Origin of the sequence: Thermomonospora umbrina, from assembly GCF_003386555.1 — a bacterium.
GTDB lineage: Bacteria > Actinomycetota > Actinomycetes > Streptosporangiales > Streptosporangiaceae > Thermomonospora > Thermomonospora umbrina.
Window position 1 is genome coordinate 4,960,866 of the sequence record NZ_QTTT01000001.1, and the last position, 26,195, is coordinate 4,987,060.

Here is a 26,195-nt window from a genome sequence, read left to right on the forward strand (position 1 = left end):
GCGGGGTCAACGAGGAGAAGGGGAGACTCGGTTCAAGGAGAGTCCCCCGAACGCGCGACCTCACCCTTCGATGCCGTCTGACGCCATCGGAGCAGAACGCGCTCGTCGTCGAAGTAGCGGCCGACGATTCCCCGGCGGACGCGCAGGCTTTCGAGCTGGGACAGAAGGATCTCCCGCCGAGCCAGGTCACTCGGGCCGGCGGCCGCCCAGTGGGCTTGAACGGTCGAGGCACCCAACGGCTCGGCTCCGCGTTCGTTCAGCAGGCGATGGATCAGGTACGGATCAAACGCCGACCGGCTCATCGTCTGTCTGCACACCGGGCAGTAGATGACAGGGCGCTTCTGGTTCGTCCCACGGCACATGAACCGGTCACAGTCATCGCAACGAACCACCCGCGACAGGAAAGGACTCGTGGCCTCCCGCTCGCTCCGCTTACGCGCCTGCGGAGTGCTCCGGGAGTCGAGGATCTTCTGTAACGTCGCGAACTGGTCGGTGGTGATCACGGCGAGGGCCTCATTGATGACCGGGACGCCGTCCTCATCGCGGAACACCGCGAAGGGGTCGGCACGCTTCGCGCTCTTGGGCCGTCCGGGATTGTGCGGGGTCATGCCCGCGAGGATCGGGTTCCGTAAGAGTCCGTCCACGGTCTGGCGGTTCCACGCGGCGACGCCCGACTTCCGCCGCGCCCCGGAGCAGGCGGGAAGAGGTGCGCCGCTGGTCGTCAACCAGGTCGTGATGGCGTTGACCGTGACGCCGCACAGAGCCATGCCCACGGCCTGCGCGAGCCACGGTGCTCGATCCGGGTCCTTGACGAGTACCCAGCCCGGGCCGTCAGGGTTCGCCGCCGGCCGGTAGCCGTAGGGGATTCCTCCGCCAGCCCATCGACCATCCTTGAGTAACTGCACCCGCGCCGCGCGGACTCGGGCTCGGATCGCCTCGGCCTCCATCTCGCCGAACACGGCGAGCATGACCGCGAAGGCTCGGCCCTGGGGGCTGGTCATGTCGATCGGATCCTCGACGGCCACAAGACCGGCGCCTCTCTCCTGGAGCGCTTCATCAGCGTGGAGAAAGTCAAGGACCCGGCGGGCGAGGCGGTCCACCTTCCAGATGATCACAGCGTCAAAGTCACGCGCGGCCAGAAGCGCGGCCCAGCCGCGGCGGTCCTCGGGACGGTTGACGCTGGCGGAGATACCGTCGTCGACGAACTCGCCGATCACCTCCCACCCTCGGGCCTCGGCGTACCTACGGCAGGACTGAAGCTGACGAGCGATCGAGACAGACTCTTCCTTGGTGACGCTGAGCCTGGCGTAGAGGACACATCGTTTGGCTTGATTCATGTTCATGGTGGGGACAGACCATCCGAGGGAGGCGGCCCTCACCCTACGAGGTGCCACATCGCTCTTGCAGACGAACGGCACACTCGGATTGATCGCCACCAACACCGTCGCCCAGGGCGACACCCGCGAGGTCGGCCTGGACGCGATGGTCACCGCCGGCTTCACGATCACACGCGCCATCCAGTCCCGCTCCTGGCCGGCATCAACCGCCAACCTGGAGTACGCCGCCGTCTGGGGCACCCTGGATGCAGTTGCCGATGGCGTCCAACGGGTATGTGACGAGACCAAGGTTCGTCGCGTCAGCACGCTCCTCGAACCTGCCGGACGCATCGAAGGTAACCCTGTGCGCCTAGCCGAGAACGGCGGGGTTGCCTTCCAAGGTTGCATCGTGCTCGGCATGGGGTTCGTTCTCGACGTTGCTGAAGCGCAAGAGTGGATTGCCGCCGATCCACGCAACGCTGAGGTGCTCTTCCCCTACCTCAACGGCGAAGACCTCAACAGCCGACCCGATGCCTCGGCTTCACGATGGGTCATAGACTTCAACGACCGGTCCGAAAAGGAAGCCTCCACATACGCACTGCCCTACCACCGACTCATAGAAGCAGTGAAACCTGAGCGGCAGCGGTTGAAACCAGACGGCTCGTTCGTATTGCGAAGGCCACTACCGGAACGCTGGTGGCAGTACGGCGAGAAGCGGCCGGCGATGCGCAAGGCCATCGCGCTGTTGCCGGAGGTTTTGGTCATCGCTCGTGTCAGCAAAACCGTCATGCCGATACGGGTCCCGACCGGGCAAATAATGAGCGAAATGTGTGTGGTGTTCGCTACGGATGATTACGGCATTCAGGCAGTGTTGTCATCAAGCTTGCACCAACTCTGGGCCATCACCTACGGCTCGGGTATGCGGAACGACCCGCGTTATGCCCCTTCCGACGTCTTCGAGACCTTCCCTCGCCCTGAGTTGAACGAGCAACTGGAGCGCACCGGTCGCATTCTCGACAAGGAGCGCCGTGAGATCATGCTCCGCCGTGGCCTCGGACTCACCAAACTCTACAACCTTGTGAACGACCCAACACATACCGATTCAATAGACAGTGACGTTTCACGTATTCGCGCCATTCACATCGAACTCGATCAGTGTGTTTTGGATGCCTACGGTTGGGCTGATGTTGTGCCGAGCCATGGCTTTTATAGCTTCAGGAGGATGAAGCGCTGGACGGTAAGCCCGGTAGCCCGCGTCGAGATCCTCGATCGACTTCTTGAGGAGAACCATCGACGCGCTGCAAACTTGCCGCAGACAGAAAGATCTCCACGGCACCTGGAGGTCCCTTCTGAACACGCGACGCTCTTCGACTGAGCAAAGTGGCTGGTCAGCGCGCTACTCGTCGAATAGAGTGCCTTCCTCGGTGGAAACTTTTTGCGTGGCAACGACGTCATCCACGCCCCGGCTATTGGCTGCTCGAACGTGATTCTCCAGTAGGAGACGGTCGAGGATCTCGATACGCGCTGAAGGGCTGACGCTCCAGCGCTCCATCTGTCGATAGATATGAAAACCATGGCCGAGATCGATGTCTTCCCAGCCATATGCATTTATAGTTGCGACATCGACTTCCACGTGGATCTCGCGTAGTCGATCGATGTCCTTGTCCCCATGATTCGCCGGATCGTTGACCAAATTGTAGAGCTTAGTCAGGCCAAGGTCGCGGCGGACCATTATTTCTTGCCGCTCGTCGTTCAACATGCGGCCGGCAGCATGAAGTCGATCTGAGATCTCCGGGCGCGGCAAGGAGCCAAAGACGAGGTCAGGCGTGTAGGTGGGATCTGTCCGCATCGTTGTTCCGTACTTGATCGCCCAGAGCTGGTGGATGCTCGATGACAAGAGTGCCTGGACGGCGTAAGAGTCGGTAGCGAAGACGACTACCTTTTCGTGGAAGACCTGCCCGGTCGGGACCCGTATCGGCATGACGGTTTTGCTGACACGAGCGATGACCAAAACCTCCGGCAACAGCGCGATGGCCTTGCGCATCGCCGGCCGCTTCTCGCCGTACTGCCACCAGCGTTCCGGTAGTGGCCTTCGCAATACGAACGAGCCGTCTGGTTTCAACCGCTGCCGCTCAGGTTTCACTGCTTCTATGAGTCGGTGGTAGGGCAGTGCGTATGTGGAGGCTTCCTTTTCGGACCGGTCGTTGAAGTCTATGACCCATCGTGAAGCCGAGGCATCGGGTCGGCTGTTGAGGTCTTCGCCGTTGAGGTAGGGGAAGAGCACCTCAGCGTTGCGTGGATCGGCGGCAATCCACTCTTGCGCTTCAGCAACGTCGAGAACGAACCCCATGCCGAGCACATAGCACCCAATGAACCCGATACCTGCATTTTCGGCAAGTCGAATGGGGTGGCCATTGACCCGACCGGCAGGTTCGAGAAGTGTGCTGATTCGGTGCACCGCGAGGTGGTCGGCAACACGTGGTAGCTCTTCGGGCACAGGTCCGCGGGTGCCCCAGACGGCGGCGTACTCCAGGTTGGCGGTTGATGCCGGCCAGGAGCGGGACTGGATGGCGCGTGTGATCGTGAAGCCGGCGGTGACCATCGCGTCCAGGCCGACCTCGCGGGTGTCGCCCTGGGCGACGGTGTTGGTGGCGATCAATCCGAGTGTGCCGTTCGTCTGCAAGAGCGATGTGGCACGGAGGAGGAAGTAGGCCACCAGGTCTGCGCTGCCGCGCCGACCCTCCGCAACGGTGTTGACCAACCAGTCGCGAACGTTCGTGCCCATCGCGCCGGTGAGTTTCTGGCCGCCAAGGTAGGGCGGGTTGCCAACGATCGCGTCGAAACCGCCCTTGTCCATGATGTCGGGTGCCTCGATGACCCAGTGCAGCGGCTGCCACCGCTCGTAGTCGGTTGCGACGGTTGGCGTCAGGCCGGATTCGGTCAGCGACTTGAGGAAGGTGTTGTCGGGTTCACCTCGGTCGGGGTAGGTCGCTCGGACCGCGAGGCGGAGGTTGCCGTACGCCTCGTCGAGTCCTTTGGAGGGCTTACCTCCAAGGGCAAGCCCGACGGCGACCACCCCGTTGGCGATCGTGCGCAGGTCCGATGTCACCTGGCGGAAGTCGGCAAGCTGGCGGCGCTTGGCGGCGCTGGTGCGCGCCGGGTCGTTCTCGTCGATCTCGGTGAGCAGGCGTCTCCGGAGGTCGATCGCGCGCTGGACGATCGCGTCGATGTCGACATCGAAAATGTCGAACACCTGCTGGCCGGAGACTCGGGTCGGATCGATGTGCAGATGTCGCAGCTGCTCCAGGTCGGTCACCCCGAGCAGTGAGTTGCCGATGAGGATCTTGTCGTCTACGAAGGAGAACGGCAGGTCGCGGTCGAGTGAGACGAGCCAGAGGGAAAGCTTGCACATCTCGACGGCCATGTCGTTGATGTCGGCACCGTAGAGGCAGTTGGCGACAACCTGGCGGATGGCGCGGGTGTAGAGGTCCCTGCGCACAGCGTTGCTCGGATCCTCGGCAATCCACGCCTCGACGACACGCTCGGCGAGGTAGCGAGCTGCGGCCACCAGGAACGCCCCAGAGCCACAGGCGATGTCGGCGACCTTCAGGCCGAGAAGCTCGTGTGACCTTTTGAGTGTCCACTCCTGTTTGCTGGCGGTCTGGTGCGGACCAGGTGCGTAGCAGAGCGGTTGGAGAGCATGGAGGACGACGTCCTCCGCCAGCGACTTCGGTGTGTAGTGGGCGCCGGCGTTCTTGCGAGACGGAGTCTCCTTGACGATGAGACCTCCGTCGAGGACGACGAAGGGGCGCTTGCGAAGGTCGAGCCGAATCAGTCCAAGCCAGGGCTTCACTCGGTCGCGGAGGGCAAGGGCATCACCGACGGCCTGGGTAAGGGCGCTTACGGCGCTAGCCTCGACCTCGGTGCCGATGGCCTTGGCGATGGCAGCCACCGAGGGTGGCTTGGCCGACGGCTGGTCGACCGCTACGAAAGCACGGATTGCTGTCGCGAGCTTTTTCGGGTCAGTGTGTTCGGCGGCGAGAGCTTCGAGTTTGGCGAGGGGAATTTCCGGTTCTGCGCCGAGTTTGCCCTTGAGCCCGACCGTGACCTCGGTGGCGATGGCTGCGGTGTAGCCAAGGAGGCCTTCGTAGATATAGCCGATCTGCTCGACATCGATATCGCGGAAGGAGATGCGGCGTGCCTCGCCCTTGATGTCAGCGATCTGGACGGATCGGAGAACGTGGAGCATGACGCGGTCGGAAACGGTGACGGCGAGAGTGCCCTGCTCGTTCGTGTCGGTGAGGAACGAAAACCGGGCAGGGTCGAAGAGCGAGCCACCATAGGCGGGCATGCGGAGGTTCTCGAAGCTCGCCCCCTGGTAGAGCGCCTGGCTCGTGGCAAGCAGTCGGTGCCACGTGAGCGAGGTGGCGTCGAGCGACTCTTCGCTCTCCTCGGTCTCGCGGGCGATGAGGCGCTCCAGTTCACCGGCCATGCCGTAGCCCTGCTCGAACAGTTCGCCAGAAGGCAGCAACCCGCGCTCTTCAGCGAACAGCAAGAACACGACGCGCATCATCACCGTGACCGCAGCTTCGTAGCTGTCGTGGGTACGGGTGGGCAGCGGGTTAGGGAGACCCCGCCGACGAGCTTCGACGGCTGACTCCGAAAAGGACTGGATCAGCAGCTCGACGGCTCGGCGGACCTGCGCGCCAAGCGCTTCGGTGATTTCCTCTGCCGCCGCAACCGATTCCTCGAACAACACCGCAAGCCGCTCAGTCGGGTCGCCTCCGATGAGGTGCTGCCGACCGATCAGTGTGAGGAAGGCATCACGGGTGCGCGGTTCCTCGATCCACGTCAGGGCGTCGACAACGCCGGATGCAGCCATCGTGCTCTCACGCGCACAGACCAGTCCCCACCAGCGGCCGTCAGTCACGATGCCGATCGGGATCTTGTTCTCGCGCAGCATGACCTCGACGCGGTCGACCGGGCTCGCGGCCCACAGGTCGCTCGGTGTCTGGCGGAGAGAGTCGACGGGGTCGATGACGTGGACGATCGCACCAATGCCTTCGACGCCGTTGACGGATGCCTGCGCTGAGATCGTCACGGCTCGGTTGGGCGACTGTGCTTCGACACCGGGAACCTCGCCCCATGACAGAGATTCAGCCCAACCGGCGACGTCACGGAGAGTCGTCTCAACCCACTTGTCGCGAGCCACGCGGTAGAACTCCTGCGCGCTCTCGGAGTCAGGACTGCGGTCGAGCCTCTCCCACGCCGCCTCGAAATCCTTGAGGGCATGGACGAAAGCGGATTTGCGCTCGCTAGAGAGGCCGGGCATCCCTTGCGGCCACACACGCTTGAGGGGCGGGATGGCCAGGAAAGGCCCTTCTGCGTCGACGAGTTCGAGCCAGGCCCGGTGCTGGTCGGTGGCGTTCACGGTTTTGCCCCTACGGGACGCTGCCCGTGTCATCACTCGGCCCACCCGTCGGCGTCGGTGCGAGTCAGGGCGAACACGACGGCGGCGGCTGTCGTGTGCGGCTTCACGTCCACGTATCGTTCGGTGATGGCGGCGATCTCTCGTGCTTCCTCGTCATCGAGTTCATCGAGTCGACGACTCATGGCGTCGATGTCACGTCTCCATTGGCGTTGCTGGTCGGGATCGGTGAACAGCTGTCCCCGCGCCTCGTCCGCCTCCGCTTTCAGGCGGTCCAGCGAGTCGTGCAAATTGGCGCGGAAAGCGGCGAAGATCTCCTTGGCGCGTTGGACATCGGCGGCTTGACGTTTGGCGAGCTGCTCAATGACCAGCTCGTGCCGCTTCCCAGCACGAGCCCTCATCGAGTCTTCGAGGCGGAGGCGAAGCGGTGCGTCCGGGACGTTCCACAAGGCGCAGAGCTGATCGCGCACCCGCTCGTCGGCGATGGAAAGGCGTGCGCGGTCAAGGGCCTTGTCGAGCGCCGCTTCGGCCTTCTCCTCTGCCATCGCCCGGCGGCCTCTCACGCGGATACCGGCGAGGAAGACTTCCTCATGGAGGCGGACACCACCACGGCCGACCAGCACCATGCGGGTGACCGCGGCGACAAATGACTCCGGAAGGTCATCCACCACCACAGCGGTGACACGACTCAGCGGTGAATCGACGCTCCATAGCGACCGACGAAGCAGCCTTTGGGCCTTCTGCACTATCGGATGCCCAAGATGCACGTAGACGAGGTCAGCGCGTCCCTCTGCGGCTTCAGCATCGAAGGTGATGGGCCGAAGCTCTCCTGGATTGAGCCGAGTGTCGAGACCACGGAGAGTGTCGTGCCAGCCCGCGGTGAGGGCGGGAACGTTGAAGACTTCAGCATCGGTATCCTGCGCGAAGTCATGGTTCGGCGTCAGAGGCAACTGATGGTTGATCCGAAGTGCCGTATCGACAACACGGCGAAGGTTGGCGGGGTCGAGGTGCATCTCGGTACGAGATTCGTCGTAGCCCTGCTCCAACTGAGTCAGTCGTGCGTTGAGCTCGATACCGCCGGCGAGGGCGACGTTGATGACCTCGGTGGCGTCGACGCCCTTCGACTTCGCCCTCGTCAGGGCACGTCTGCCGAAATGGCCCTGGATCTCCTCGCCTACGACCTGATTGGCAGACCCGAGGTCGTACTCGACCTGAGCGATCTTGCGCGCGATGCGCTCCATGAAGTGCAGATCGGCGGCATAGGTCGACGAGTCGGCCACGGGAACAAAGTGGAAGACCTGCGGTTCTTCAGTCTGCCCATAGCGGTCGATGCGGCCGATCCGCTGCTCCAGGCGTGACGGATTGAACGGAATGTCGAAATTCACCAGCCGGTGGCAGTACGTCTGAAGGTCGATGCCCTCGCCGGCCGCGTCGGTGGCGAGCAGGACACGGACCGGCTCCTTCGTGGGGTCGGCGGTGAACTGGGAGCGGATGTACTCACGCTCGTCGGATGGTGTCGAGCCTTGGATGACAGCGAGGCGGTCATCGGTGTAGCCGCGCTGGTTCAGAACGCGAGCGAGCCAGCCAACAGTGTCGGCGTACTCGGTGAACACCACAACGCGCTCGTTGAACCAGTGCCTTCCATCCGGGCGGCACACAGCGTTGAGAAAGCTGATCAGGCGGTCGAGTCGGGAATCCGCACGGCTTTCATAGCTCAAGCCCCACTCCATGAGGCTAGCGAGCTGGCCAGACTCCGCGGCGACGAGCGGGTCCGAACCCTTTGACTCGCGGAGGCTTTCAGCCTCGTCCTGCTCCCAAAGGCCCTCCTCCTCGTCAGACTGACCCGCACCGAAGATATCGTCGTAATCGTCATCGGAAAGCCCACGGCCGGCCTTCGACGAGATGTAGTGGCTGAGCGTCATTCCGAACGCGAACGGGCTGGACAGGAAGCGCTTCTTCAGCAGCATCGTGACGATGTCGCCACCGGGCTTGGTGCCGTTCCGCTTCGCGCTCTTGGTGACGATCTCATCGAGCAGGGAGAACATCTGCTGCTCGTCAGCCGACGACGTGACGTCAATGGTGTGGACTTTGCGCTTTTTGAAGCCCTTGCCGCTCAAGTCGGTCTTAAGCCGGCGGACGGTGACGTCTTGGAGCGCGGTCGAGTCGAGGTTCGCCCCGCGGGCGAAGCGCTGGGGGTCGATCATCTCCATCAGCGCGGTGAACGACTCCGGGTGCCCGTTGTGAGGTGTCGCGCTCAGGAACAGCCGGTGCTCGCATTTCTCAGCGAGCTGGCGGACCGCGACAGTGCGCTGGGTGTCCACGGCGTAGCCACGACCGCCAGCGATTGCCGAGGGGCTTGACGGGGCGACATGGTGAGCTTCGTCGACCACGAGGATGTCGAAGGCGTAGCGCTTGCCGGTCTTCGGGTTGGTCGCCTGGGCGTAGACGTCGCGCAGCATACGCTGGGCACGAACCCGCGGGAGCCAAGCCATGCTCACGATCACGCGCGGGAAGAGCTGGAACGGATTGGCATGGAGGCCGTGGGTGCGGCGCACCTGTGCCATCAGCTCGGAGTTGACGACCGTGAACTCCAGACCGAACTTCTCGCGCATCTCGTCCTGCCACTTCAGAGCGAGGCTCGGTGGACAGACGATGACCGCCGTGCGAGCGCGGTGACGCAGGAACAGTTCCTGGATCACCAAACCCGCTTCGATCGTCTTGCCGAGCCCCACATCGTCGGCGAGGAGGAGGTTGGTACGGGGCGCCCCGAGTGCGCGGCGTAGCGGTTCGAGTTGATACGCCTCCACGTTCACGCCGGACCAGAACGGAGCCTGGTAGCGGTTGGGATCAGCGCTCGTGACAGCACCCCAGCGCATCGCGTCGATGAAACCGGCGAGAGTCGCCGGATCGTCGAAGGCGTCGGCATAGATGACGTCCGGAAGCCCTTGTGCTGGGGTGATGGTGTGCCCGACTTCGAGTTCCCAGACCACGGAGAGCTGCTCACCGAGGCGGTCCTCATCCAGCGATTGGAGCTCGACCACGTGGGAGAGCTGCGCGGTCGCCTCATCGGCAGGACTCCGAGGAAGTCCTTGGGCCTGGACGTTCGCGACCGCCCAGGTCGAGCCCCGCACCTCGACGACCTGTCCGGGCTCAGGGAGGGTCGGCCAAGCCGACCCGCTGTTCTTCGGACGCTCGTCAGCGAGCGTGGCGGTTTCGACCCCAGTCACAAATAGGAACTTATCGGTGCGGTCCGGCACGAGCATGCGCGAACGCTGCTCCTGGTCCGAGATGTTATCGAATCAAATACGGCAGAGGTATCCAATCTGGGATCATTTGTGACAAACGACAGCGCGGTCACGTCGTGGAGTCCGTGATCGCCTTCTTCGTAACCTGGCGAGACGGACGGGCTGTCACGCAACGCTGGCGCGGTTGGTCGATGATCATGGTGTGGAGCAGGATCACGACCGAGCACAAGAATGGATCGGTCCATTGAGCGGATTGGCGACGCGGCAGGTTCGGACGCTGGTGTGGGCGGGGCGCAGCAAGGCGGCCCAAAGGTCGTCGGTGGCTGTCCTGGTCATTCGCGGGCGTTGCCGCTGGCCGATCGGGTGCTGCTGGTGGCGGTGAACTGGCGCACGAACTTGACGTTGGGCAGGTCGAAGCGGCGCTGTCCGGGGTCTCGATGCGGCTCGTTCGCCGGATCGCGGACACCTCGGCCCGCTGCTGGCGCTGCAGCCGACGAGGTACCGAAGCGGTGCACCCCGCTGACGGTCAGCCCCGGCTCGCATCTGATGTGAGACGTCTTCGCTACCTTGCCCTGCGGGAGCAAGATGTGCAATCAGGTGACCTGATTGCGGGCGGCCTGGGACGGCCTTGGCCCTCTTCGAGGTCGCTGCGCTGGCTTGTCACGGCCGTGGGCCGTGGGTCCTTCCCTTCTGCGACATGAGTTGTCGCAGGACGAGGGGAAGGGATTCGGGTTGTCGGAGAAGAGGCTGACGCGGCATCCGGGCGGTCGCAAGCGCGCGGTCAAGGTCCTCCTCACGGAGGAGGAGCGGGCGACAATTGTGCGGCGGGCGGAGGCTGCTCGGGTCAGCATTCCCCGGCTGCTGGTCGAGGCGGCGCTGTCGGGGAACGCACGGACCGCGACCGAGCGCCGGGCGATCGTGATCGAGGTGCTGGCGGTCCGCCGGCTGGTGGCGGCGTTGGGGAACAACGTCAATCAGTTGGCGAAGGTCGCCAACTCCACAGGAGAGATCCCCGACCAGCTCCCCGCGGTCTTGGACGCGGTGCAGCGGGTTCTGGACCGTCTCGACGCGACGGCGTCGGAACTGGCGCCGTCGTGATCGCGAACGTCGACATCAAGAAGCGGGGCGGCAAGCGGTTCCTGGGCACCAAGCCGGTCGGGTTGATGGTGTACCTGTTCGGGCCCGGCCGGTTCAACGAGCACACCGACCAGCGGGTGATCGCCGCATCGCAGACCCTCGGTATCCCGGACGGCACCCGTCTGGATCATCTGACGCAGGATGCGGAGATCAAGGCGTTGGGCCGGTCGCTGGACACGCACCGCCAAGCGCTCGGGATCACCCTCGCGCGGGGCCACATCTGGCATTGCACCCTGTCGCTCCCACCACAGGACTCCACCCCGGAGCGGCGGCTCAACGATGCGGAGTGGGCCGAGGTCGTCCGGGCGGCGATGGCGAAGATGGGCTTCGACGACGGCGACCAGGCCCCGTGCCGGTGGCTGGCCGTCCACCACGGTCGATCGGTGCGGGGCAACGAGCACGTCCACCTGGTCGTCAACATCGTCCGTGAAGACGGGACGACGGCGTCGCTGTCGCAGGAGAAGCGGAAGCTCAGTGAGTTGTGCGCCGAGGTGGAGAACACCGAACGGTATGGGCTGGGCAAGGTCGAGGGCCGCCGGGGCAAGGATCGCCGGAGTGTGGGCAACCCCGACGTGTCGCGTGCGCAGATCGAGCGCGTGAGCAGGGAGGGCAAGGTCGAAACCGACCAGGCAAGGTTGGCGCGGACCGTCCGAGCCGCCCTCGCGGTCGCCCGCAACGAGGCCGAGTTCGTCCGCGCTCTACGCGACCTCGGAATCCTCGTCCGCCCTCGGTACGCGCCCGGGGGCCGGGATGAGGTGGTCGGTTACTCCGTCGCGGTCAAACCACAGGGAGGGCGGCCGGCCATCTGGTTCGGCGGTGGCCGGCTCCACCGCGTACTCACCCTCGCCCAACTCCGCCAGACCCACTGGCCACATGACCAACTCGACCAAGAGGGCAAGGATCCGGCGTACCTTGCCCAGGCGAGGCTCTGGCGGCGTGGGCGGGGCACCGGATCGGGCAAGGTCCTTCCCGACGGGGCCTACAACACGGGGATGTGGCGGCAGACCGCAGCCGTTCTCTCCGAGGTCCGCGCCCAACTGATCGACGTACCGGTCGACCAACCCGAGCTGGGGGCGCTGGCCGCGCGGCAGGCGACCGGTGTGCTGTCGATGTGGTCCGTTCAAATAGAGGGCGCCTGGCCGCAGACCCTTGCCCGCGCGGCAGACGTCTTCGCCCGCTCCGACGAGCTTGCCTACCCACGTCAACACCAAATCGCTGGACGTCGGGGCCTCAGGAAGGATGGCCTGAGGTCTACTTAGGGCGTGGGCTTACGTGCGTGCTCCAGCCAGGCGAGGGTGTTCTGGGACAGGGCCTCGGCGGCGATCGCCTTCGCGGTGCTGGTGTTGAGGCTGTTGATGGAGCTGTCGATCCACGATTGAACGTTGGCGTGGCCTTGTTCCTCGTACTCGCGAGCCTGGAGGAGGCATTCGAGCTTGTCGGCGTCCCTCGCGCAGCGCGCCTCCGGGGTTTCGGCGGCCTCGTACTCGGTGACGGCCGAACTCACGAGATCAGCGACTACGGAGGGGAGGGCGCGGACCTGGTCGGCGGTGACGTCCTGGTTCGGGGCGGCGGCCACATAGCGTTTGGTGAGGTGGGGGATGTCGGTGGTCCGGGTTTCCTGGGAGTCGTGCCAGAGAGCGAGGAACGAGGCGCGCTGGGGGTCGGCCCCTTCCATCGCGGCGATCACCGAGGCGATGACGCTGACGCGGAACGAGTGGTCGGCGATGGACTCGGGGAGCGGGACACCGACGGTGGACCAGCCGGTTCGCTTGAAGCGCTTGAGCAGGCCCATCTCGTAGAGGAATCCTGTGACGTCCCTGAGTTCGTCTCCCACCTGCTGACTGCCTTCCTATGGATCTATCGGCGTGCTGCCACCGCGACGCCGAAGCGGAGGGCTTCGAGCTCACGGCGCGTCTCTGTCGAGACTAGGTTCTCATCCAGCAGCTGGGCGATCTTTTCGGCGAGCTCGTTCGCCGTTGCGGGGTCGCGGATGATGTCCGGGCGGATCTGGATCAGTGACCAGAGCGTATGGATGTTGAGCTCTAGGAAGCCGATGTTTCCGTGGAGACGATCGAGAAGGTGACGGGTGAGCTGGGCGCCGTGCCAGGAGTCGACCGGTGTCGTCTGGATGAAGGCGTCGGAGCTCTGGTGGCCGATGAGGTCACCGACCCAGAAGGCCCAGTAGTTGAGGTTGGCCACCTCGCCGGCCTGATCAGTGAGCCGCTCGGAGATGAAACGTCGCATGGGCTCGGGGTCGCCGAGCCTGGTGAGCGCGCTTGCGGTTGATCTGGCGAGCGGCCAGGACTCCGACCATCCACGTCTCGGAGGCACGAGCCGCCGGTCGTTGCGGTACATGTCTGTGAGCCACTGCGCTGTCTCCGGTTCACCGTCGAAGCCGAGCAGGTAGTACGCCTGCCTGGCCAGGAGTTGGCCTCGGGGGCTCGTGCGGTCGGCGCGTTCGGCCACGGTCCGGATGTGGGTGAGGACGTGTCCGCACTCGTCGATGCTGAGCGTGGGGCGGGCGGCTACGGGGCCTCGGCGGGTGTTGCGCCCGCGCAAGTCGGCCAGGTTGTTCGGCTCCTTCCCGCTGACCAGCCAGGCGATGATCTCGGTGAAGGGTCTTGTGATCACCCAGGAGCTGAGGAGATGGCGCGTCGGGTCGACGGCTGCGTGCTGGGTGTTCAGCGCCTCACCGATGAACAGATCGGCCTCGACTCCCAGACCCAACGCCTCAAGGGCACTGCTGGATGCGCCGAGCCGCCGCAGGATCGCCTGGAGAGCGAGGAATTGTCCGGCGGAGATCGCCATCAGTGGGCGGCGTCCGCTCTCCCATCCCTGCACGGTCGCGACGGCCACGCCCAGTTCTTCGGCTAGGCGGCTTTGGGTGTGTCGAAGGGACTCGCGGATCAGTTTGAAGACGTACCCGGCGACGCGCCCCTCGGAATACGCGCCGCCGGTCAGTGTTCCCGCTCCTGCCAGAGCCATCACGGGCCTCCGATGGGCTGTCACTCGTACTGCCTGTCAGTCCCCTCGGCCGCCCGTCGCGCTTACGTTCGGTTCGTACGACACAGCAGCCAGTCAGAACCAGCGTAGAGGGCGCTCCCACGAGGGGCGAGCCTCTTGCGGACACGAATGGATCGGCCCGCATGGTCCCCTTTCCGAACCCGGCGACGCATTGGCACGCGTCCATATGGCACAGGTCGGATGACTGCACACGGCTGATGAAGGTCGAGGCGCGAGCGCGGCTCGACCGTACGGCGGCGGTGGGGTGGCTGCGGGAGTGGTTGCTGGCCGAGCTTCGGCGTACGGGTTCACGGGCGTGGTTGGAAGCCGTCTCGCTGATCGATGCGGGGTGGGAGTCGGTGCAGGTGGCGGAGGGTTTTGGGGCGGCGTTCATGTGCTCGTGCCCGCCCGACCCGTTCGGCTCGAACCGCCCGGGATCAGAGGACTCGACAGAGCGGGAGGCGATGACGTGAGGGCGACTGGGCGTGGATTTCGGCGTTCGGTGTTGGACCGGGCAGGGCGTCTAGAGGTGACTGACGCTGTCGGTGGTGTGGTGGCGCGGGATTCCTTCGAGCGGGGCTCCCTGGCCGCAAGGAGGTCACGCCAGGCGAACGAGGGTTCCGCTCCCGATCTGCATGCGGGCACGGGGTGGCTGTGGTGGTTGCCGGTATCGCCTGGGGTGGTTCGGGTGGCGCGTGGTCTGGCCACCGAGACGCTGAACGGCCACAGCCTTCCCGCTGCGGTGGTGGAGAACGCGGCGTTGGTGGTGTCGGAATTGGTCACCAATGGGCTGCGCGCTTCCGTAGCAGGCGGTGCGGTGGGGGTCGAGCTGGTGCCGGAGTCGACGGACGGAAGCGTCGTGGTGGGGGTGTGGGATGCCAAGTTCGATCTTCCTCCGGAAGAAGGAGTGAACGCTCCGGACGTCGATTCGGTGGCGCTACCAGACATGGCGGGCCTGGAAGAGGGCCGCAACGGCGGGTGGGGGCTGCCGATGGTTGACGCCTTGGTGGCGCGGCGTTGGGTACGGCAGACCACCAGTCCGGCGGGCAAGTGGGTGTACGCCGCATTGGCCACTCCTGCCGGAATCGGCTGGGCCTCTGTGGATCTGTGGGACGACCGCTGGGAGCCCGGGGCGTAATGGTGTCGCGCGGGTTTCCGGCGGGGCGCCGGCTTGCTGACGCTGCGGCGCTGGACGCGATGTACGCGGAGCAAGCCGATCTGGAATCGAGATTTCCGGGGAAACAAGCGGGAGGGTGCCTCTGCTCAGCGGGAATGAGGGGATGTCGAAATGTGTGCATCGCGCCAATGAGGAGGTTCTCGTGACAGTTCGAGCGGAGCAATTCGTCAAGGGTGAGGCGGACGCGGAGTTCGACCTCGATATCACGCTCATCGAGATGGTGGACCCTGCACACCTGATCAACATGACCGATGACGGCTGTGGTCAGACGTGCGAGAAGTCGACCTGTATCAGCGCTACCTGATCATCATCTGTGGTCGGGTGCCGGCCTGCACGGGTCGGCACCCGGTCACACCCGTCGCTATGGGAAAGGTGTTCAGTGACCTCGGTTTCGTCTGGTCGCATCGGTTTCAAAGCGGCAGATGGTGCGTTGGTACGAGCCGTCACCGAAAGTGTCCTGCGGCTTCCGCCGTGGCCGACTTCGGCGGGGGAGTGGGGGACCTGGCTCGGTCATGTGTGGGAGATCGAGCCGGTTAGTGACGCCATCGAACATGCCAGTCCCGTGCTGGCGGGCCGCATTCGGTGCTGGACGGGCGCAGAAGTTCCCGATGAACGTGCTGCACGGCGTGCGGCGCTGTCGGTGGTGCGCTACACGGCACGGCTGACGGGCCGCCCGACTCCCAACGGTCTGTTCGCCGGGGTCGTCCCGGCGCGCTTCGCCTCTCGCCCTCGACTGCGCTGGGGCGGAGCCCACCGGGCCGTGGCTCGGGCCGAATCCGGGTGGATGGCTGCGGTCATCGACGGACTCGAACGCCAACCGGTCATCTTGGAACGGTTGGCGGTGGTCGCCAACACAACGCTGACCGAGCGCGGCGGTCGTCTCGTCGTGCCGTACCGGCCATGGCCGACCGACCGGGGGACCGGCGCGGTCGAGGTCGTGCTTCGTCGTACCGGCCCCGTGCGCGCAGCGGTGGATGCCGCGCGGGAACCGATCCTCTTCGAGGATCTGCGCGCCAAGCTCGCGGCCGAGTTCCCGCATGCCTCCACCGACACGCTCAACAACCTCCTCAGCACGTTGGTCGATCACCGTGTCCTCATCACCGGGCTGCATGCGCCGGGTAACGAGCCGGACGCCTTGGAACATGTTCTGCAGGAGCTGGAAGCGGTTGGTGAAGCCGCCGCTGCGCAGTCCACTGTGCTGACCCGCATCCACGAACGGTTGCAGCAGCACCGGCGTGGTTCCGTGGACGTTCGACGGAAGGTGCGTGGCGAGGCTGCCCGCCAGATGAGGGACCTGGCTCCGTCCCGGCGGCATCCCGTCACGGTTGACCTGCGGCTGGACGCGGACGTTGCTCTCCCCTCGGTGGTTGCCCGTGAGGCCGAGCGGATTGCACTGTTGCTGGCACGCCTCACTCCCAAGTCCGGTGGCTCCACCGTTTGGGCCGACTACCACCGGCGCTTCTATCAGCGGTTCGGTCCCGGTGTGCAGGTGCCGCTCCTGGAAGTCGTCGCGGACAGCGGGATCGGCTGGCCCGACGGCTACCCCGGCGCGTCACGGTCGCCTGTCGGTCCTCGCCGTACGTCTCGTGACGAGAAGCTTCTGACGGTGGCGCAGGAAGCGGCCCTGGACGGGCGCCGTGAGGTGCTTCTTGACGAAGCGTTGATCGCGGAGCTGGAGGAGCCTGCTACTCGTCCCATGACGTTGCCTGCCCATTTGGAGTTGTGCGCTCGCATCGATTCGCCGTCCTTGGACGCACTCGGAAGCGGAGAGTTCCGGCTCGTGGTGACTTCGGTCTCGCGGTCCGCCGGAGTGGTGATCGGTCGCTCCCTGCCTTTGTTGGACGAACACGAGCAAGAGATGCTGACGGCACCACTCGTCGGCGCGACGCGCGAGCGGGTACTGCCCGCGCAGTTGTCGTTCCCGCCGCTGGACCCCACGAGCGCCCATGTCACCCGTACCGTCGACGTCCTGCCGACGGTCATCAGTCTCGCTGAGCACCGCACGACCGAGAAGGCGACCGACGTGGTGACGCCCGCCGACCTCGCCGTCGCCTGTGACAGCGAGGGCCTGTATCTGACGGCTCCCAGTCGCGGCGTAAGGGTGGAGCCGTGGGCGATGCACGCGCTCAACCTGCGCAAGCACACCCCACCGCTGGCGCGCTTCCTGATCGAACTCACCCTGGCCGGCCGGACGCGGGTCACGGACTTCGACTGGGGCGCAGCCGCCGCGCTGCCGTTCCTGCCCCGGCTACGGTCCGGACGCGTCGTGGTGTCGGCGGCCCGGTGGCGGATGGCCGCTGCGGATCTACCGGACCAAGCGGCCGACTGGACGACCTGGGACGCCGCACTCTCCGAATGGCGTGCCCGTCGACGTCTGCCCACCCGTGTGCTCTTGGTCGACGGCGACTGGAGGCTGCCGCTGGATCTTGAAGGGGACGCGCACCGGGCGCTGCTGCGCGAGCACTTGGCCGCCAATCCGTACGCGGTGTTGGAGGAAGCTCCTGCCTCGGAGGCCGCAGGGTGGTTCGACGGCCGCGCGCACGAGATCGTCGTTACTTTGGCCGCCCGCAACCCGCACTCTCCGGCACCGAAGTTTCGTCGAGTGCCCGGACGTGTGGTCGCGCCACGTGAACACGGTCTGCTCCCTGGCCTGTCACCACTGCTGTTCGCCAAGCTCTACGGCGACCCACAGCGTCAGGATGTGGTGCTCGCGGAGCACGTGCCCGCGCTGTTGGCCGAGTGGGGGGACGACCAGCCGCGCTGGTGGTTCTTGCGCTTCCGTGAGGACGGCGAGCACTTCCTGCGGCTTCGGATCGCTTTGTCCGGATCGGAGCCAGCGGTGTTCGGGGAGGCCGCCGGACGGGTGAGCGCGTGGGTCGCCCGGCTACGCCGTCTCGGCCTGCTGCGCGAGGTGGCCTTCGGGACCTCCTTCCCCGAAATCGGACGCTGGGGGTGTGGTGAAGCGCTGGCCGCCGCCGAGGCCGTGTTCACCGAGGACTCCCGGGTTGTGCTCGCCCAGCTCGCCCGCCCCACGCATCTGCACCGTCACGTCCTGGCCGCCGTGAACTTTGCCGCCATCGCCGTCGCGTTCACCGGGCACGTTCGGACCGGGGCACAGTGGCTGATCGACCATGTCCCGGCAAGGGCGCCCGCCGTCGTTCCGCGGTCGGTGTTCACCCAAGCGCAGCGCCTGGCCGACCCCGCTCAGGACTTCCAAGCCCTATGTGACACGACGACCGCTGCCCCATGGGAGGCGCGCGACCGGGCGTTGACCGAGTACCGGTCACATCTCGACGGCGTCGATCCCGACACCGCCCTGGACTCGCTGCTTCACGCCCATTTTCTGCGAGCCTGCGGCATCGACGCCGACGAGAAGGCCGTGTGTCTGTACCTGGCGAGGGTCGCGGCTCTGGCCTTCACCGCCCGAGAGGGGCGGCCCCGATGAACCGAGACGAAGCGTGCTCAGCCCTACCCCCTGGAGCCGAACACGCGATGGAGATCGCTGACCGGTACGCACGGCCGGACGCCGCTGGGCTGCCCAGCGATCAGCCGTGGTGGCATCAGTCCCTCGCACACGGCGCACCAGGGATCGCGCTGCTGCACATCGAGCTGGCGGCGGCCGGACTACGACCGTTCCGCCGTGCCCACGACTGGCTAACGGTGATCGCCGCAAAGCCGGTCACCACCGGGCCGAGCGCCGGACTGTTCTACGGCGCACCGGCGGTCGCCCGCGTTCTCGCAGGTGCCGCCGCCGTCCGCCCCGGCGCCTACCGGTCCGCGCTCACGGCATTGACCGGGCGGATCGCCGCTGACGCTGGTGCCCGAGTCGAGGCAGCGCACGCCCGCATGGACGCTGGGCAACTCCCGCTGATGTCGGAGTTCGACACCATCCGGGGACTCGCTGGCGTCGGCGCGTACCTGCTGCGCCACGACCCCGGCAGCACTGTCCTGCCTGCCGTGCTCCGTTGCCTGGTACGGCTCACCCAGCCACTCTCTCTCGACGCGGACACGCTGCCGGGCTGGTGGACGCCCACCGGCCCCACCGGTCGCGACGAGGACGAGTTCCCCGGCGGCCACGGCAACTTCGGACTCGCACACGGCATCACCGGGCCGCTTGCGCTGCTGGCACAAGCCCTTCGCCAGGGGATCACCGCCGACGGGCAACGCGAGGCCATCGAGACGATCTGCGCGTGGCTTGACGCCTGGCACATCGACACCACCGCCGGACACCGCTGGCCCTACATGATCACCCGTGACGAAGCACGCTCGGCTCCTACCGGCGTCCGCCACAGCGGGGCGACCCGCCGCCCGAGCTGGTGCTACGGAACGGCGGGAATCGCGCGGTCCCTGCACCAAGCGGCCGTGGCCCTGGGCGACTCGACCCGCCGCCGCACCGCCGAAGACGCATTGCTCGGAGCACTCACCGACCCCACGCAGGACGCACTCGTCAGCGACGCCTCGCTCTGCCACGGCCACGCCGGACTCGCCCGCATCACCGCCCGAGCCGCCGCCGACGCCGCCGGGGCCACCGCCGCCCGCCTCCGCGCGCTGAGCTGCGCGCTGGTCGACCGCGCTGTAGCCGCCCCCGTCCGAAGTGATCCCGGGCTGTTGGAAGGCTCGGCCGGAGTCGCTCTGTCCACGCTGGCCGCCGCCACCGAACCCGTGACGAGCTGGGACACCTGCCTGTTGATCTGACCGTCCGACCCGAACGAGAGGGATTCACGCTGATGCCGCCGGACCACCGCTGGCACCACTACCTGATCGAGTTCAGCGACCCGCCCACCGCCGAGCACACCGCCGCGACCGTGCTCGCACCCGCCCTCGAAGCCGCCCGCGAGAACGGCGAACTCCACACGTGGTGGCACCTGCGCAAGACACCCGCTTGGCGCCTTCGCTACCAGCCGTCCTGCCCCGACACGACCGTGATCGACGAGCTGCTCGCTGCCATGACGGCCGAGGGGCAGCTCGCACGCTGGACTCGCGGCATCTACGAACCCGAGACCGTCGCGTTCGGCGGCCCGACCGGCATGGACGTCGCGCACACGCTCTTCCACGGCGACAGCCGCCACTGCCTCGCTCGCGCCAGCGGCTCGCACACCGCCCTGGGCCGGCGGGAAACAACCGTCCTGCTGTTCAGCTCGATGCTGCGCGCCGCCGGACTGGACTGGTTCGAGCAGGGCGACGTCTGGGCCAAGGTGGCATCGCTGAGGGTCGCCGCCCACCGTGATGGCGACCTTCGGCACACCGAGAAGCTGGGGCGGGCCATACGGCGGTTGATGACCGTGGACGCGCGCGGCGAGCCCGACCTGGTGCCCCCGACCTGGTGTTCGGCGTTCGACACGGCCGGACGTCGCCTTGCCGAGCTCGCCCGTGACGGGCACCTGGAACGAGGGTTGCGCGCCGTCTTGGCACACCACTTCATCTTCCACGCCAACCGAGCCGGTCTGTCCGGCCACGACCAGGCCACCCTCGCCGCGCTGGCCGTCAACACCGTCTTCCACAACACTCCCGCGCAGCGGGCCACAACCATCATCGACCCCGTTAAGGTTCCCGCAATGACGAGCACGTTCAGTGACACTTCCATCGGTTCCGGCGACTCAGCGCACGCACTTCGCGCCAAGCTCACCGACCAGCTCATCGCCGATGGCGTCATCCGAACCGACGCCGTCGAGGCCGCGTTCCGGCAGGTTCCCCGCGAGGTGTTCCTACCTGGCGTCCCCGTGGCCGACGCCTACGTCGACGACGCCGTCTACACCAAGCACGAGGCCGACGGCACCCGCATCAGCGCCGCATCCCAGCCCAAGATCGTCGCGATGATGCTCCACCAACTCGACATCCAGCCCGGCCAGCGCATCCTCGAACTCGGCGCGGCCACCGGCTACAACGCCGCGTTGATGGCGGTCATAGCAGGCCCGTCCGGACACGTCACCACCATCGACATCGATGATGACCTCGTCGCCGGCGCCCGCGCGCACCTTGCCGCCGCCGGAATCGACAACGTCACGGCCATCGTCGGTGACGGCGCATTCGGCCATCCCGAGGCCGCCCCCTATGACCGTGTCATCGCCACCGTCGGCGCCTACGAAGTTCCCACCGCCTGGCTGGAACAACTCGCGCCCGGCGGACGCCTGGTCGCCCCGGTGCGCTTGGCGGGCGTGGCCTCCCGCAGCATCGTGTTCACTCGTGACCGCGATGGGTGGAGCAGCATCGGTAGCGAGATGGCAGTCTTCATGCCGCTGCGCGGCCTCGGTGACGACGCTCGCCGCGTCATCGACCTCACCGGCACCGGCGAAGTCACGCTGCAAACCCACAAGGACAACACCCACGCCACCGACCCGGACACGCTCACCGGGATCTTCGACACACCGGCCGAGACCGTCTGGACCGGCGTGCATTTCGTCGCGCGTGAGTCCTTCGAGTGGCTGGACCTGTGGCTGTCCTGCCACCTGCCCAACCCCCTCAAGAGGATGGAGGTCGCCCCCACGGCCAAGGACAGCGGCCTGGTGCGGCCGATGTTCCCCACTGTCGCGATGGCCGCCACCTCGGCCGACGGCAGCCTTGCCTACCTGACCATCCGCACCGCCGAAGCCGGCCTCGACGGCAACCGACGCTACGAGGTCGGTGTCATCGGCCACGGCCCCGGAGGACACGACCTCGCGAAGCAAGTCGCGGCGGAGACCGCCACCTGGGACCAAGGGTTCCGCTCCAGCACCGCCCACTTCGCCATCCCCGACATTCCTCCTGCTCCGGCCACCGAGCCCGGCCGCGTGGTCTTGGACCGGCCCCACCAGCCCATGACCGTCACCTGGACGTGATGCTCGTGCATCCCACCGGCCCGTTCGCCCGCCGCTTCCCGCTGGTCGCCCGGACCCGTCCGGCCTGCGTTCCACTGGAGCGGCGGGTTGCCGACCTGTGCGACCGCGCAGCCCGAGCCGAAAGCACCGACGACCTCACCGAAGCCGCCGCTGTGCATAACCAGGCGGCGCTCATCGCCTCCGACTGCGGACTACCCGACCTCGCCCGGCGCTGGTGCCACCAACAAGCCGACATCTACCTGCGCGCCCGCCCGCTGAACGCGCAGACCACGCGCCTGGCCCTCGAACCGATCATCAACCTCGCCCGCCTCTACATCCGCGAAGGCCAAGGCGAACGCGCCTTCGAGGTCATGGACACCCTGTTCGCCGCCGTGTCCGCACAGACCTCAGCGACCATCGACGGCATCGACATCCCGGCCGACCTGACCGACTCCCCGCACACCCACGGGCAGATCCGGTCCTGGCTGTGGGCGGTCCTGCTGGCCACCGGAGGCCGTGGTCTCACCACCGCCGGACACTGGACCCGAGCACTCAACCGGCTAGAGCAATACAAAGGCGTCGGGCAGCGGATGCTCGACGGCCGCCAGATCGCGGTCATCGCCCACGCCGTATCCGGGGACACCGACCGAGCGCTCACCCTCCTGGCCGACACCACCCCCGGCCAGCCCTGGGAGAACGCCGTCACCGCCTGCCTGACCATCCACTGCCAGGAAGACCCCGGCTCCGAAGACCTCGATGCCCTCCTGGCCAGCTACCACGATCTCGAAGAGTCTGAGCCGGGCCTGACCGTCTTCCACACCCGACTCGGACTGTCCTTCGTCGACGCACTCCACACGATCGACACCCCCGCCGCTCACCGGCACGCCACCCACATCGCCACCAAGGTGATCGACCACGCCACCGCCACGCAGGACGGCTACGCAGCCCGCGACGTCCTCACCCACACCCGATGCCGTGCCCGGCTCACCGACATCCGGGCACGCGAACTCACCGACCTGGTCAACGCCTGCGCACTCGACCAGAGCGCACTCCCACCCCCGCTCCTAGCCGACCTCACCACCGCACTTGCCATCGCGGAGAGCATCACGACGTCGAAGACACTCGGCCCCACGAGCCCCGAGCGCGATCTCCGCTGACTCGGAGTACCGGTCCCGCAGCGTCGGGAGCGCACTGGTGCGGCTCACGATGAGGATCACTCGGCCGCAACCTTGCGGGCCTCAGTACGGACGTCCTGCGTTTTATCTTCCAGTGTCTCGTGGACCTCTGGGACATTGTGATCGCGCAAACGCTGGCGGGGCGCCGTTAGGTTCACCGGCTCCGTCGCCGTTGCTGAGTTGATCACCGGGGGCGTGGCCGACGCAACTATCGCGGGCTCGTTGACATTCGCCAAGGCGACCGCAAGCCAGGACCGACGCAGCCGGAGTTCGTGTGGTGGACGGGTGACTGACGAGTTCGTGCGAGAACGGTGCTCGATGGAACCTGGCGGGGGTACGGCCACGTTCGGGAGGGGCCGAGAACTCGACGGGCTACCACCAATTTCTGTACCCCGCCTCTTCTCGCGTGCCCGCCCAGAGCGAGCGTGTCGGCTGGCGTCGTGGATGGCACAGGGTGGACGGCTAGTCTCCTGATGTGGCGTTTCCTCTCGACGCATCCCAGCCGTTCCTGCTTCCGTCCCAGCTGCGACTCTTGGCCGAGGCTGTGCGTGATGCTGGCCCGCATGACGAAGCGACGTGGATCGAATGGAAGAGCACCCTCGACCTGAGCGCCCCTCACGCGCTGGTTCACCTGGTCAAGCAGACCTTGGGCCTCGGGAACCGGTCGCCCGATGAGGCCGCAAAACGGGCCGGTGGCTACGGCTACCTGCTGGTCGGGGTCGAACCCGGCAGCGTTCTGGGCGTCGACTCGATCGATCCCAGCGACATGGAGCAGGACCTCACGCCCTACCTCGGCCCGGACCTGGTGTGGAACGCCGAGTACGTCACCCTGGACGGCAAGGACGTGCTGATCGTGGTGGTGAACCCGCCGAGGTTCGGCGACCCGATCCACTACCTGCGTAAGGGGCTGCCCCACCCGAACCCCTCCAAGGGCGTCAAATTCGTGCACGCCGAACACACAGTGTTCATCCGCAAGAACGGCCGTACGATGGCGGCGGGCCCCGAGGACTGGCAGATGCTTCACCAGCGGTTCGCCGCCGCGCGGAACCGTTTGGAGATCGAAGTGGTGGCGGCGCGGCCGGACATCGAGCGGATCGCCGACTTCCCCGAGCACGTCAAGGTGCACCTCGACCGGCATCCCCGACGGCTCCTCGCTCACCGGACGCTCGGCGCGATCACAGGCGATGACCGGACGCGAGCTCAGTACGAGACTGAGGTCGAGGCGCACATGGACGAACTCCGTGAGGTGTTCGCACAGCGGCTTCATGATGAGATGCTTCGGCATTCTCCGGCCGCGCTCTCGCTGACCCTAGTGAACCGAAGTGATCGGCCGTTCCAGGGTGTGCGCGTGACGGCGACCGTGCGGGCAGAGGGGCGCATCTTCTGCCTGGGTCCCGTCGACGACGAGCTTCCCAAGTTCAAGCTCCCTGCGCCACCCCGCGCATGGGGCACGCGTAGGCAGCCGGTCTTCCCCACGTCGACGTTCCTCGGACGGACCCACGCCCCGATGCCCGCTGGCCTCCTGGCCACGATGTGCAGGTGGGAGGTACACGAGGTTCCCGGCGGCCTGGAGATCGAGTTCGACCCCGAGGACGTGCGTCCCAGGGAGCGGCTGGACTTGAAGCACGTGCCATTGCTGGTGTCCGCTGATGCCGAGACGGAGCTCACGGTGGAGTGGACGGCGGCCGGGCTCAGCGCCGAAGGTTCTGTAAGCGGGCGTTTCGTGATCCCGGTGGTCGACTCCACGCTTCAGGCGTTGACCGGCAAGGACCTAGGTAAGTGGGGGCTTCCGGCCGACGAACCGGAACAGGCGGAACAGGACTAGCGTCCGGCCTCGCCGAGTCCGGGCCGTGCCGCCTTGCGGACCGACGAGGGTGGCGGCAGCGGCCCCGAGCAGGATGAGGACTTCTCCGAGGATATTGACGAGGGACTGATGCGCCAGGGTGCTGGATCGAACGGGCTCGCTGACGTGGCCGCCGAGAGTTCCGGTTGGGGTGGGCGCCGCCTGCGTACGATGTGCTCCTGACCCCTAGCGAGAACCAGGAGCTGCGAGGGCGGTGCCCAACGTCGGATTCCGAGACATTGCCGATGGCCTGCGCAGGTCCATCGAGGCCGGCGAGATCGTCTCCGGGCGGGCGCTGCCTTCGGAATCAGAGCTCATGGAACGGCACGGGGTGGCGCGGACGACGGTGCGTAGGGCGTTGACCCTTCTCCAGGGCGAGGGACTCATCGAGGTCGTTCCAGGTCGTGGGCGGTTCGTCCGGGCCGAGAGTGGTTCTGGGGCGCCTCGGACAGAGAAGAAGTACGAACGGGTCGTCGATGAGGTGCGGCGGCATCTGATGTCGACGGACACATCCCCCGGCGATCGTCTCGGTACGGCCGGTGAGTTGGCGGACAGGTTCGGAGTCTCCGCAGGGACGGCGCAGCGGGCCTTGGCCGAGTTGGGTCGCGAAGGGCTGATCACGCCCGTCCAAGGGCAAGCGTGGTACGTAGGGGATCTCGGCGGCGAGGCGAACCGGACGGCCGCCATCGCGGGACGGCTCCGGAGCGCCATCGCTGAAGGGCGGTTTCCGGTGGGCAGCAGCCTGCCGGGAGAGATCGGCCTTGCCGAGCAGTACCGCGTGGCCCGAATCACGGTGAGACGTGCCCTGGCTGTTCTTGAAGCCGAGGGGCTGATCGAAACCCGTCCAGGGCGGAGGCGTCGGGTCCTGCCCAGGTCGACGGGCAACGGATAGGGCCGGAGGCAAGGTCGAGCTGGTTAGTCCCGGAACTTGACAACTCCAGAGGTATACATGTTCTCTGTATCTGGAACATGAATGCATTGGTGTTGACCCGATCGAGGGCGCGTGCCCAGCGACTCGACCAGGCCGACGAATGGAGGGACGCATGACGCGATCGATGAGCCGGAGGGACCTGACGG

Annotated in this window: 17 protein-coding genes; 12 read left to right on the top strand and 5 right to left on the bottom strand. The window is 66.4% G+C overall.

The window, feature by feature from the left end; genetic code table 11:
• Positions 1-32: 32 nt before the first annotated feature.
• The gene (locus DFJ69_RS22075) at positions 33-1,517 is read right to left on the bottom strand and encodes a recombinase family protein (RefSeq protein ID WP_342769874.1); all 1,485 of its coding nucleotides are present in this window, start codon (positions 1,515-1,517) and stop codon (positions 33-35) included.
• Here DFJ69_RS22075 and DFJ69_RS22080 point away from each other — a divergent pair.
• Positions 1,402-2,691, top strand: coding sequence for a type IIL restriction-modification enzyme MmeI (locus DFJ69_RS22080; protein WP_211328692.1), 1,290 nt, complete (start codon positions 1,402-1,404; stop codon positions 2,689-2,691). The two genes, DFJ69_RS22075 and DFJ69_RS22080, sit on opposite strands and share 116 nt — an antisense overlap.
• A 21-nt stretch (positions 2,692-2,712) precedes the next feature.
• Here DFJ69_RS22080 and DFJ69_RS22085 read toward each other — a convergent pair whose 3' ends face one another.
• Positions 2,713-6,747 (bottom strand): Eco57I restriction-modification methylase domain-containing protein, encoded by a 4,035-nt coding sequence (locus DFJ69_RS22085; protein ID WP_211328693.1) that lies wholly within the window; start codon positions 6,745-6,747, stop codon positions 2,713-2,715.
• A gap of 32 nt (positions 6,748-6,779) precedes the next feature.
• Positions 6,780-10,007, bottom strand: coding sequence for a DISARM system SNF2-like helicase DrmD (drmD, locus tag DFJ69_RS22090; protein WP_116024366.1), 3,228 nt, complete (start codon positions 10,005-10,007; stop codon positions 6,780-6,782).
• 714 nt (positions 10,008-10,721) lie between these two features.
• Between drmD and DFJ69_RS22095 the strand changes: the two genes are divergently transcribed.
• Together DFJ69_RS22095 and DFJ69_RS22100 are read left to right on the top strand one after the other, a co-directional pair.
• Positions 10,722-11,087: a plasmid mobilization protein gene (locus DFJ69_RS22095; RefSeq protein ID WP_170177740.1), complete on the top strand. Its 366-nt coding sequence runs from the start codon at positions 10,722-10,724 to the stop codon at positions 11,085-11,087.
• Positions 11,084-12,385, top strand: a complete 1,302-nt coding sequence (locus DFJ69_RS22100) for a relaxase/mobilization nuclease domain-containing protein (RefSeq protein ID WP_116024368.1) — start codon at positions 11,084-11,086, stop codon at positions 12,383-12,385. Before DFJ69_RS22095 ends, DFJ69_RS22100 begins: the two co-directional genes overlap by 4 nt.
• On the opposite strand, the gene DFJ69_RS22105 is transcribed toward DFJ69_RS22100, so the two are convergent.
• Both DFJ69_RS22105 and DFJ69_RS22110 read right to left on the bottom strand, forming a co-directional pair.
• On the bottom strand, positions 12,382-12,960 hold the full coding sequence (locus DFJ69_RS22105; protein ID WP_245974515.1) for an HD domain-containing protein: 579 nt from the start codon (positions 12,958-12,960) through the stop codon (positions 12,382-12,384). The genes DFJ69_RS22100 and DFJ69_RS22105 overlap by 4 nt on opposite strands.
• Before the next feature lie 23 nt (positions 12,961-12,983).
• Positions 12,984-14,111, bottom strand: coding sequence for a helix-turn-helix domain-containing protein (locus tag DFJ69_RS22110; RefSeq protein WP_116024369.1), 1,128 nt, complete (start codon positions 14,109-14,111; stop codon positions 12,984-12,986).
• A gap of 236 nt (positions 14,112-14,347) precedes the next feature.
• On the opposite strand from DFJ69_RS22110, the gene DFJ69_RS22115 reads away from it, so the two are divergent.
• The 9 genes from DFJ69_RS22115 to DFJ69_RS22155 all read left to right on the top strand — a co-directional run bounded on the left by DFJ69_RS22115 (position 14,348) and on the right by DFJ69_RS22155 (position 26,010).
• Positions 14,348-14,602: a hypothetical protein gene (locus tag DFJ69_RS22115; RefSeq protein ID WP_116024370.1), complete on the top strand. Its 255-nt coding sequence runs from the start codon at positions 14,348-14,350 to the stop codon at positions 14,600-14,602.
• Positions 14,603-14,808: 206 nt separating this feature from the next.
• Positions 14,809-15,267, top strand: coding sequence for an ATP-binding protein (locus tag DFJ69_RS22120; protein ID WP_342769906.1), 459 nt, complete (start codon positions 14,809-14,811; stop codon positions 15,265-15,267).
• Positions 15,268-15,448: 181 nt separating this feature from the next.
• Positions 15,449-15,610: an FxLD family lanthipeptide gene (locus tag DFJ69_RS22125; RefSeq protein ID WP_245974516.1), complete on the top strand. Its 162-nt coding sequence runs from the start codon at positions 15,449-15,451 to the stop codon at positions 15,608-15,610.
• Between the two features lie 210 nt (positions 15,611-15,820).
• Positions 15,821-18,751, top strand: a complete 2,931-nt coding sequence (locus tag DFJ69_RS22130) for a lantibiotic dehydratase (RefSeq protein WP_211328694.1) — start codon at positions 15,821-15,823, stop codon at positions 18,749-18,751.
• 47 nt (positions 18,752-18,798) lie between these two features.
• Positions 18,799-20,001 (top strand): lanthionine synthetase C family protein, encoded by a 1,203-nt coding sequence (locus tag DFJ69_RS22135; protein WP_211328695.1) that lies wholly within the window; start codon positions 18,799-18,801, stop codon positions 19,999-20,001.
• A gap of 32 nt (positions 20,002-20,033) precedes the next feature.
• Positions 20,034-22,121, top strand: a complete 2,088-nt coding sequence (gene fxlM / locus DFJ69_RS22140) for a methyltransferase, FxLD system (RefSeq protein ID WP_116024374.1) — start codon at positions 20,034-20,036, stop codon at positions 22,119-22,121.
• The gene (locus tag DFJ69_RS22145; protein WP_211328696.1) at positions 22,121-23,257 is read left to right on the top strand and encodes a hypothetical protein; all 1,137 of its coding nucleotides are present in this window, start codon (positions 22,121-22,123) and stop codon (positions 23,255-23,257) included. The genes fxlM and DFJ69_RS22145 overlap by 1 nt, the downstream gene beginning before the upstream one ends.
• A gap of 493 nt (positions 23,258-23,750) precedes the next feature.
• Positions 23,751-25,100, top strand: a complete 1,350-nt coding sequence (locus DFJ69_RS22150) for an AlbA family DNA-binding domain-containing protein (protein WP_116024375.1) — start codon at positions 23,751-23,753, stop codon at positions 25,098-25,100.
• 232 nt (positions 25,101-25,332) lie between these two features.
• Positions 25,333-26,010 carry a GntR family transcriptional regulator gene (locus DFJ69_RS22155; RefSeq protein WP_116024376.1) on the top strand — a complete coding sequence of 226 codons (678 nt, stop codon included), beginning with the start codon at positions 25,333-25,335 and terminating at the stop codon, positions 26,008-26,010.
• The last annotated feature ends 185 nt before the right edge of the window (positions 26,011-26,195 follow it).

Coding starts and splice junctions, on each gene's coding strand:
- DFJ69_RS22110 (WP_116024369.1), bottom strand. CDS start 14,111: ATGGCTCTGGCAGGAGCGGGAACACTGACCGGCGGCGCGTATTCCGAG.
- fxlM (WP_116024374.1), top strand. CDS start 20,034: ATGCCGCCGGACCACCGCTGGCACCACTACCTGATCGAGTTCAGCGAC.
- DFJ69_RS22135 (WP_211328695.1), top strand. CDS start 18,799: ATGGAGATCGCTGACCGGTACGCACGGCCGGACGCCGCTGGGCTGCCC.
- drmD (WP_116024366.1), bottom strand. CDS start 10,007: ATGCTCGTGCCGGACCGCACCGATAAGTTCCTATTTGTGACTGGGGTC.
- DFJ69_RS22115 (WP_116024370.1), top strand. CDS start 14,348: ATGAAGGTCGAGGCGCGAGCGCGGCTCGACCGTACGGCGGCGGTGGGG.
- DFJ69_RS22075 (WP_342769874.1), bottom strand. CDS start 1,517: ATGGCGCGTGTGATCGTGAAGCCGGCGGTGACCATCGCGTCCAGGCCG.
- DFJ69_RS22145 (WP_211328696.1), top strand. CDS start 22,121: ATGCTCGTGCATCCCACCGGCCCGTTCGCCCGCCGCTTCCCGCTGGTC.